The 9474-nt window shown below is 40.2% G+C and carries 7 protein-coding genes, 1 pseudogene and 1 riboswitch; of the genes and pseudogenes, 3 read left to right on the top strand and 5 right to left on the bottom strand.

Annotation, left to right across the window (positions count from 1 at the left end; genetic code table 11):
• Positions 1-236: 236 nt before the first annotated feature.
• From BN338_RS13015 to BN338_RS03480, 5 genes and pseudogenes are all read right to left on the bottom strand, one after another.
• Positions 237-640 (bottom strand): annotated as a pseudogene (locus tag BN338_RS13015) (Arm DNA-binding domain-containing protein); the annotation flags it as partial.
• A gap of 243 nt (positions 641-883) precedes the next feature.
• A complete protein-coding gene (locus tag BN338_RS03495; protein WP_039759117.1) occupies positions 884-1915 on the bottom strand; it encodes an aspartate-semialdehyde dehydrogenase in 1032 nt (343 codons plus the stop codon).
• A 519-nt stretch (positions 1916-2434) separates the two neighbouring features.
• Positions 2435-2815, bottom strand: a complete 381-nt coding sequence (locus BN338_RS03490) for a helix-turn-helix domain-containing protein (RefSeq protein ID WP_083868434.1) — start codon at positions 2813-2815, stop codon at positions 2435-2437.
• 827 nt (positions 2816-3642) lie between these two features.
• Positions 3643-3849, bottom strand: a complete 207-nt coding sequence (locus tag BN338_RS03485) for a Trm112 family protein (RefSeq protein ID WP_039759116.1) — start codon at positions 3847-3849, stop codon at positions 3643-3645.
• 13 nt (positions 3850-3862) lie between these two features.
• Positions 3863-4525: an LON peptidase substrate-binding domain-containing protein gene (locus BN338_RS03480; protein ID WP_039759115.1), complete on the bottom strand. Its 663-nt coding sequence runs from the start codon at positions 4523-4525 to the stop codon at positions 3863-3865.
• Between the two features lie 444 nt (positions 4526-4969).
• A riboswitch (glycine riboswitch) is annotated at positions 4970-5067 on the top strand.
• 137 nt (positions 5068-5204) lie between these two features.
• Here BN338_RS03480 and gcvT point away from each other — a divergent pair.
• From gcvT to gcvP, 3 genes are all read left to right on the top strand, one after another.
• Complete coding sequence (gene gcvT, locus BN338_RS03475) at positions 5205-6317, top strand: glycine cleavage system aminomethyltransferase GcvT (protein ID WP_039759114.1); 1113 nt, start codon at positions 5205-5207, stop codon at positions 6315-6317.
• Positions 6318-6323: 6 nt separating this feature from the next.
• Positions 6324-6692 carry a glycine cleavage system protein GcvH gene (gene gcvH, locus BN338_RS03470; protein WP_039759112.1) on the top strand — a complete coding sequence of 123 codons (369 nt, stop codon included), beginning with the start codon at positions 6324-6326 and terminating at the stop codon, positions 6690-6692.
• 5 nt (positions 6693-6697) lie between these two features.
• The coding region (gene gcvP, locus BN338_RS03465) for an aminomethyl-transferring glycine dehydrogenase (protein WP_039759137.1) at positions 6698-9474 on the top strand (2777 nt) is incomplete at its 3' end.

The raw sequence follows: 9474 nt of genomic DNA, 5'->3' as shown, positions 1-9474 counted from the left end.
GACAAAAAAGTACGGTAGCATGAAGCAGAAAATGCTTTATGCTGCTGATCCTGTTTGTACCGTAAAGTAGCTTCAAGGTGGCGATTGGTGAAAATGACTTAAAAAGTGCGATTGTGTACAGATCGGTGTAGAGAGAGAGCTTCGTTCTTTAAAGGGAGAAAGAGTTAAGAATATTTCAGGTAAAATTGGCTAACGTCTCAAAACACTGTCCTTGAGGACGGTGTTAGAGGGAAGTGCTTTAAAGGTGAAAACCAGTTTCCATCTTTACCATCATTTTTTAGTTTAGCTTTACGACTTTCAAAAGCATCTAAAGCAATGTCTTTTAAATCATGGAGATTGCTTATTGCCTCACGCTTTTGTTTATTACATTCTTTAATGAGGTCACGACCTTCGCATAAAACAGAACACCATTTGTTTGCACATTCACGGGCTTGTTTTAAAGAGACATCTCGCAACGCTCCCAATATGCACCCAATCCCATTTCATTTCACGATGCCGCCCATGAATGGGATAACGATAAAGCCATTGAGCACCCCCTATCTTTACATTTGTGAAGTAACAAGCTGGCACCATCACACTCTATTTGCCAGCCCGTGGGTGTTGCGATAGATCTTGCATTAAGACGGTTCATAAGAGCCATTTTTTAATCCTTTCTTATACAGTTTTACCCACACGCTACCCCCGCTTGTGACGTGTAAGCGAATAGTTTTGATTGATTCAAGATAAACAGATTTGAAATGAGAGAATCTTATGTTATTCGAGACTCTCATTCAACATACAAAACAGTGAATTATCTTTATAAATCAATATACTGCATTAAAGAAGCCGGACTTTTTACAGACCGGCTCTCTATGCGTCTTCGTTCTTTCGGATAGAGAAAGGGTTAATTTACCGACTTAGGCTTTATCAAATTACGAGAAATGAGCAATTCAGCAATTTGAACAGCATTCAATGCCGCTCCTTTTCTTAAATTATCAGCGACAACCCAGAAAGCTAAACCATTTTCAACAGTGATATCTTCACGAACACGACTGATAAAGGTGTCATCTTCTCCCGTACCTTCATAAGGTGTGGTATAGCCACCATCTTCGTGTTTATCGATAAGTTGACAACCAGGGGCATCACGGAGAAGCGCTTGTGCTTCAGATGCACTGAGTGGTTTTTCAAATTCAACATGGATGGCTTCCGCATGACCGATAAAGACAGGAACCCGAACAGCAGTGGCTGTTAATTTAATTTTTGGATCGAGAATTTTCTTCGTTTCCACGGTCATTTTCCATTCTTCTTTTGTATAACCATCTTCCATGAAAACATCGATATGAGGAATGACATTAAACGCAATGCGTTTGGTGAATTTTTTTGATGTAATGGGATCAGCAACAAAAACTGCACGTGACTGTTCGAAAAGTTCGTCCATTCCTTCTTTACCAGCTCCAGAAACCGATTGATATGTAGAGACAACAACACGTTTAATGATGGCAGCATCATGGAGAGGTTTTAAAGCTAAGACCAGTTGAATTGTTGAGCAATTGGGATTGGCTATAATATTACGTTTAGAAAAGGCATCGATGGCTTCAGCATTGACTTCAGGAACAATTAAGGGAACATTAGCATCATAGCGCCATGTGGAGGAATTATCGATGACAACACAGCCGGCTGCAGCGATTTTAGGAGCATATTCTTTGGAAATGCTCCCCCCCGCAGACATAAGACAAAAATCTGTGTCAGAAAAATCGTAAGTATCCAGTGCTTTTACTTTTAAAGTTTTGTCCCCATACGAAACTTCTTGCCCTAATGAGCGTCGTGATGCCAGAGGAACAATTTCATGCGCAGGAAAACCACGTTCTTCTAAAATTGTAAGCATTTCACGACCGACATTTCCTGTTGCGCCGACAATTGCAACTTTAAAACTCATTTTCTATACTCCTTTGTGTCTCTCCACGTTTATTCCCCGCGCTATACTCAGGAGAGATTGAGCTGGTCAAGGAACATCATTATAAAATTATATCTTCATTATAAAATTATATCTTCAATAATCCCATTTTGTGCATACCAGCATAATCGTTAGCACAATAAATTACCTTATTTCAAATAATACGGTCTTTTTTAGTCTTTCAGAGTTGAAAAAATTTAATATTTTACGCTAAGTCTTCATCTCTTTGGAGAGCAATTAAGTGAATTCTTTCTCTTCTGTCAATTGTTTCTCTTTAAACTCTTTTGAATTTTTAAAAGATAGTATGATGCATCGTGTTGGAAGATTTTTTTGATCTTTTATTTATTCAGTATTCAATGATTTGATTTCTTTTCTCTCTAAAGACGAAGATTTCTATTTAGACTGTTTCCAGACCGGATAAAAATTTTTGCCCTCTAGAGGGGAGATAGTTAAAATTCTTTTTAAAGTTATGAAGGACATTGATTATTTTGTTCAGCAAATTTATGAAAATAAGGGGGTATTTTTTTCATTAGAAATCAATTGCAAGATTGCCTTTTGTTTTTTACGGGTAAGGATTCTGAAGTTTTTCAAAAGTAAATACTCTTCTTTGCTCGATATTTTGTTATCATCATCATAGAGGCTATCTTCTTTTTGTACGCTATCCGCGAAAAAGAAGGAAACGGGAACATCGAGGATATCAGCAATTTCCTGTAAACACCTTGCACTTACGCGATTTAAACCTTTTTCATATTTTTGTATTTGTTGGAATGTTACACCCAAATGATTTCCCAATTGTTTTTGAGAAATCCCCATGATTTTTCTTCTGAAGCGAATTTTCTTGCCCAAAGAAATATCGTAAAAATGTGGATTTTTAGTTTGCACTTTTTGCACTTAAAGCCCCCCACTGGGTGCGAGCGCCCTCGCATTAGTATCCGGGGTCTGGAAGTGCTGACATCGAATCAGCCTCTTGCTTTTAGTGCTTAAAGCACTTGGACATAACAAGAGCCCCCGGAAACTCCGGGATATCCGCAAAGCAGATTTGTTCTGCGTTCGATGTTAGGGCTTCCAGGCCCTTTTGATCGTCGCGTATACGACCAAAAACACAAGTTTCACTCATAAGGGAATTATTTTCAATCGTCAATCGAAATTCAAATTGCTTATTCCAAGCAATAAAACGCTTTTTTTAGCCTATAGAGCTTATAGGAATGTCATGAAAACGTGAATATTCAGTTGCACTTAATACCCCTCTCCTGATCTGGTGTAAGCGCTTTTGTATTGTACTTCCGTGATAGCTCAACAAATTGATTTGTCATAATAGATCATCATTTTTCATTGAAAACACAAAGCGGAATATCGTAAAATCTCTCATCACAAATCTTCTCATGTTGGATTCATTAAAATCACTTGCTTGTACATCATAAACGGGTGGGCTGTGTGGGTAAAAACAAGGGCTGTTTGAATCCTTTTTTCAGATATTTGTGTTGTGTAAGAGACATAGTTTTGATTGCTTCAGAATGAAAAGGCTGAAACGAGGGAACTTGATGTTATTTTGGGCTTTTATTGCAAGAGGTAGAGAGATATAAATATTTTTACAAATCAATGTATTGCTCTATTGTCAAATGCTTTTTCTCAAAACGCGTGAATAAAGATCTTATGGATAGAGGCTTGATAACCGTGGGCTTTTGAAGGGAAATTACATGAAGATTTTTTTATTTTTTATGCATTATTTCTTCATTGTTTTGTAAAGGGCGTGCTTCTGAAGCAAGCATAATGGGAACACCATCACGAATAGGATAAGCAAGTTTGGCTTTGAGAGAAATAAGCTCTTGTGTTTTTCGGTTGAAAGAGAGCGTGCCTTTCGTCATTGGGCAGACAAGCAATTCGAGCATTTTGGGGTCTGTGGTCATTTTTTTCATGCTTTTACGTTTATTAGTTTAAACGGTAATCCGTTCCTGTTTGTTTCATGAGTGAGCGTTCTGTTAATGCAAGAAGCGTTTGGGCACGGCTTTTAATATCTGGCGCTTCAAGGAGAGCTTGTTTTTCTGCCGGTGTAAAGGGGATAAGAGCTGAAAAAGCATTAACCAATATAGGTGTAGGGGCTTCTATGATACTGCTCCAATTATACTCCATTTCATGGATCGTTAGATATTTTTCAACAACATCAAGTAAGCTTTCTCGATTAATGCTTTCTTCAATATCGAGTTCTTGTAAGTCGTTTATGTTTGATTGGATGAGAGCTGTTCGATAGGATTTTGTATTCGTCAATTCTTGTTCTAAGGTGAAGCGGCAAACACCTTGTAATATAATGAACAGTTGCCCGTTGCCTGTTTCACTGTAGTTTGTAATGCGCCCTATACAGCCTGTTTTATAAAGTTGTTTAGAAAAGCGGTTTATGTCCGATGAAAGTGGTTGAATAATGCCCAATAGACGATCGGATACCATAACATTTTCAATCATTTCAAGCGATTCTGGTTCAAAAATGTTGAGAGATAAAAAACCACCAGGCAGTAAGAGTGCACCTTCTAAAGGGAAAAGCGCAATTTGCTTTGGAAGATCATTTTCGCAATTGTAGGAAATATTACCAGCTTTCATGAGTATGTTGTGACCTTTATTCGGTAATTTTAGTCTGTCAATCGTTGTAACTTATGACACTATTGAGAAAGCAGAAAATCTACTTCTTGTGCATTAAAATCATACTATAAAATACTTGAAGTCCTTATTCTTAAAAAAATATGAAACCCTATCGCTAAGATTGAATTGCACAAAAAAGAATATTGCTTTGCGATCCTTTTAGTGTGTGACGTTTTGCATGATTTTCAAGGGTCATTTTTGTCTATAGTTTTTGATTTTTGTTTTAAATTTCTTAAAATGTGTTCCTTACAATTTTTGTAAGCTTCAAAAGGATACTATTATAAATCTTTTGAAGCAGCTTATGCAAGTTTTAAAATGAAAATATGTTTATCACTTTGCTAATGACAGTGCGGTAAAGATAGGTTATAGATTAAAATATGCTGGAAAGAGCGTTATCGTTTCTTTCATTCTTTTGCGGGAGAGTGCAGATTGCAAATTTTCGCATTGCCGCCGAAGGGGAAATAGCCCATAATCTCTCAGGCTTTAAGGACCGTAAAAGGAGAAAGGCAGATCTGGAAAGTCGGGAGAGCCCGCGCCGAAGGTGTAAGCGAAAAGTCTTTTCGCGAGTCTCTCAGGTTAATGACAGAGGGGTGCAGAGGCGACCATATTGTGTGGGCGTTAGCGCAGCTTTGGAGTTATTATGGGCACAGAACAAGAAACATCTTTTTTAAAAACACTTCCTTTATATGATTTGCATGAAAAAGCAGGAGCAAAATTTGGTGCTTTTGCAGGGTGGAATATGCCTTTAACTTATCCTCTTGGCGTTTTGAAAGAGCATCTTCATACGCGTGCACATGCAGGACTTTTTGATATTTCTCATATGAAATTGATTGCCGTTGAAGGGGAACAAGCCGTGGAATTTTTATCCTATGCTTTTCCTATTGATGCAGCAGCTTTAAAGATTGGGCATTCACGGTATAATTATTTGCTTAATAAGCAGGCGGGTATTCTTGATGATCTTATTATTACCCGTTTGGCAGAGGATCGTTTCCTGCTGGTTGCCAATGCTGGGAATGCACAGGCTGATTTTGTAGAATTAGAAAGCCGTGCTGTTGATTTTGAATGTCAAGTAATTGCTCTTGAAAGGGTCTTGCTTGCTCTTCAAGGTCCTGAAGCGGCAGCTGTTCTTGCTGATGCTGATTTACCAGGCAATGAATTGTTCTTTATGCAGGGATTCGAACCACAACAAGATTGGTTTATAACGCGTTCTGGGTATACGGGAGAGGATGGTTTTGAAATTGCTGTCCCCATAGGGCATGCGCATGCGTTGGCTGAAAAATTGCTGAGTGATTCTCGTGTTGAGTGGATTGGGCTTGCCGCACGTGATAGCTTGCGGTTGGAAGCAGGGTTGTGTTTGCATGGAAATGATATTACCCCTGATACGACGCCTATTGATGCGGCTCTAACATGGGCTGTTCCTAAAAGTGTTCGAGAAAAAGCAAAATTTTACGGCGCAGAAGCTTTTCTTGAAGCGCTGCAAAAAGGACCTGTGCGTTGTCGTGTTGGATTAAAACCACAAACGCGCCAACCTATTCGTGCAGGTGCGGTGCTCTTCGATGATCAAGATAATGAGATTGGTGTGGTAACATCAGGTGGTTTTGGTCCTTCTTTTGATGGTCCTGTTGCCATAGGTTACGTTCCTGTTGACTGTAAAGCTGAAGGAACTCAAGTCTTTACAGAACTGCGAGGTAAAAAGATTGCGCTCTCAGTTCATTCACTTCCCTTTGTTGAACAACGTTATTTTAAAGGATGATTTTTTATGTCTAAAACTTATTTTACACAAGACCACGAATGGCTTAGCGTTGAAGGACAAGTGGTGACTGTTGGCGTTACACATTATGCGCAAGAGCAATTAGGGGATTTGGTTTTTGTTGATTTACCACAAAGTGGAACAAAACTTTCCAAGGGGGAGGCGGCGGCTGTCGTGGAATCTGTGAAAGCGGCTTCAGATGTTTATTCTCCTCTTGATGGTGAAGTGGTCGAAATCAATGAAGCACTGGCTGATAATCCTGAACTGGTAAATCAGAAAGCAGAAACGGAAGGCTGGTTATGGAAAATGACATTGCAGGATGAAACACAACTGGAAGGGTTGTTGGATGAAGATGCTTATAAGGCTCTGATTGGATGAATATTATGATCGAGCGTTCTTTTTCTTCTCGCCATATTGGGCTGCGTCCTGATGAAATACAAAAAATGCTTGATGTTTTAGAGCTTGATTGTGTTGATGCACTCATTTCTCAAGCAGTTCCAAACTCTATCCATTTAAGGCACTCACTTAATCTTCCAAAGGCTGCGAGTGAGAACCAAGCCTTGGAAGAACTCTCTAAGATGATGGGGAAAAACCAGCTGCACAAAAGTTTTATTGGGCAAGGATATTATGGAACATTTGTGCCTCCGGTTATTTTACGAAATCTGTTTGAAAATCCAGCTTGGTATACCGCTTATACCCCTTATCAAGCAGAAATTAGTCAAGGTCGTCTAGAGCTTTTGTTTTATTTTCAGACATTGATTAGCGAATTGACGGGTTTGCCTGTGGCTGCGGCTTCTCTTCTTGATGAAGCAACAGCTTTAGCTGAAGCAAATGCTCTTGCTTTTCGTTTTACACGGGAGAAAAAAACAAAAATTTCTCTTCAGAGTCTTTTACACCCTCAGATTTTGAGTGTTGTGCAAACGCGTGCTGAAACACAAGGGATGTGTATTAACCAAGAGAGGGAAATTTGTTCTGATACAGCTGCAATTGTTTTATCTTGGCCTGATACAAAGGGTTCTTTTCATGATTATAGTGAGGTCATAAAAGAGGCAAAGGAAAAAGGAGCGCTGGTTATCGTTGTGGCTGACCCTTTAGCGCTCACTCTTATGGAGGCACCGGTAAAATGGGGTGCTGATATTGTTGTTGGCTCTATGCAGCGTTATGGCGTCCCAATGGGTTTTGGTGGCCCACATGCTGGTTACCTTGCGGTTAGTGATGCGCTCACACGTCTTATTCCAGGGCGTATAGTGGGGCAATCTGTCGATACAGAAGGACGCGTTGGTTTTCGTTTAGCTTTGCAAACACGTGAACAACATATTCGGCGCGATAAAGCGACGTCAAATATTTGTACAGCCCAGGCTTTGTTGGCTAATATGGCAACTGCTTATGCTGTTTGGCATGGGCCAAAAGGCCTACAAGAAATTGCGAAGCGGATTCATCATTTAACTTGTTGTTTTGTTGCGGGGTTAGAGGCTGCTGGTGTTTCTTGTGAAGCAGAGTCTTTTTTTGATTGTGTAAGCGTTGTTGTGAAGGGAAAAGCGCGAGAGATTGCACATCAAGCCAAAATGAGTGGACGCCTTGTTCGTGTTTTTGATGATGACACCATTGTGATCAATTTTGATGAATTATCGACAGAAGAAGATGCCTGTGCTTTAGCACAGCTTTTGGGGGCACAACTCGTTGATCAAGGTTCTCCACGACTCTTTGGCAAAGAACGGGATGCTGCTTTTCTTTCTCAGCCCTTTTTTCATGGGGTTCATTCAGAGACAGATATGATGCGCTTTTTGCGTCGTTTGGCAGATAAAGATTTAGCTCTGGATCGTGCGATGATCCCTCTTGGTTCTTGTACAATGAAGCTTAATGCAGCGGCTGAATTGATGCCTGTGAGTTGGGCGAGTATGGCCAATATACACCCTTTTGTTTCACAAGAGGATGCAGCGGGTTATTTGGAGATGATTAACCAGTTAAATGCGTGGTTGTGTGAAATTACAGGATTTGCACAAGTCTCTTTTCAGCCAAATTCTGGTGCTCAAGGTGAATATGCGGGGCTTTTGGCTATTCGACGCTATTACCACTTACGGGGTGAACATCAACGTACCGTTTGTCTTATTCCGGCATCTGCACACGGTACCAATCCAGCTTCGGCACATATGGCAGGGATGAAAGTTGTCGTGGTAAAATGTTTAAGTGATGGCGATGTTGATGTCGATGATCTTAAAATGAAAGCGCAATTGCATAAGGATAAATTGGCCGCTCTCATGATTACTTATCCTTCAACCCATGGTGTTTATGAGGAAAGTATTAAGGAAATTTGTTCTATTATTCATGAAAATGGTGGGCAGGTTTATTTTGATGGTGCTAATCTCAATGCACTTGTAGGGCTTGCTCGTCCTGCCGATATTGGTGCTGATGTTTGTCATATAAATCTGCATAAAACGTTTGCTATTCCTCATGGGGGTGGGGGGCCTGGCATGGGACCGATTGGGGTCGCTGCGCATCTTACGTCCTTCTTACCAGGGCATGAACAAGATGGCACAACCCATGCGGTTTCGGCTGCTCCTTATGGAAGTGCCTCTATTCTTGCAATTACGTGGATGTATATTCGAATGATGGGCGCTGATGGTTTAAAATATGCAACACAAATAGCCATTTTAAATGCTAATTATATTGCTGCACGTCTTTCATCTGCGTATTCCATTCTTTATCGAGGCAAACATGGACGTGTTGCTCACGAATGTATTGTGGATACACGTGTGTTGAAAGATCAGTATGGGGTGAGTGTTGATGATATTGCCAAACGTCTCATTGATTATGGGTTCCACGCGCCCACGATGTCGTTTCCTGTTCCTGGAACTTTGATGATTGAGCCAACGGAATCAGAACCAAAAGCAGAGATTGATCGACTTTGTGATGCATTACTCTCTATTGCTGAAGAAGCAAAAAAAGTTGGGAATGGGGTTTGGCCAAAAGATAATAATCCATTGGTGAATGCCCCTCATACAGTCGCAGATACTTTAGATGATGCTTGGGGTCGCCCCTATTCGCGACAAGAAGCTGCTTTTCCCAACAGTTCCCTTGATCCAGCCAATAAATATTGGCCTCCTGTATCACGTATTGATAATGTTGCGGGAGATAGAACACTCATTTGTTCGTGTCCACC

This window comes from Bartonella queenslandensis AUST/NH15 (assembly GCF_000312585.1).
Classification (GTDB): domain Bacteria; phylum Pseudomonadota; class Alphaproteobacteria; order Rhizobiales; family Rhizobiaceae; genus Bartonella; species Bartonella queenslandensis_A.
The sequence above is the reverse complement of the archived record's forward strand: the minus strand, read 5'-3'. Positions and strand labels throughout refer to the sequence as shown.

Coding starts and splice junctions, on each gene's coding strand:
- BN338_RS03495 (WP_039759117.1), bottom strand. CDS start 1,915: ATGAGTTTTAAAGTTGCAATTGTCGGCGCAACAGGAAATGTCGGTCGT.
- BN338_RS03485 (WP_039759116.1), bottom strand. CDS start 3,849: ATGAAAAAAATGACCACAGACCCCAAAATGCTCGAATTGCTTGTCTGC.
- BN338_RS03480 (WP_039759115.1), bottom strand. CDS start 4,525: ATGAAAGCTGGTAATATTTCCTACAATTGCGAAAATGATCTTCCAAAG.
- gcvT (WP_039759114.1), top strand. CDS start 5,205: ATGGGCACAGAACAAGAAACATCTTTTTTAAAAACACTTCCTTTATAT.
- gcvH (WP_039759112.1), top strand. CDS start 6,324: ATGTCTAAAACTTATTTTACACAAGACCACGAATGGCTTAGCGTTGAA.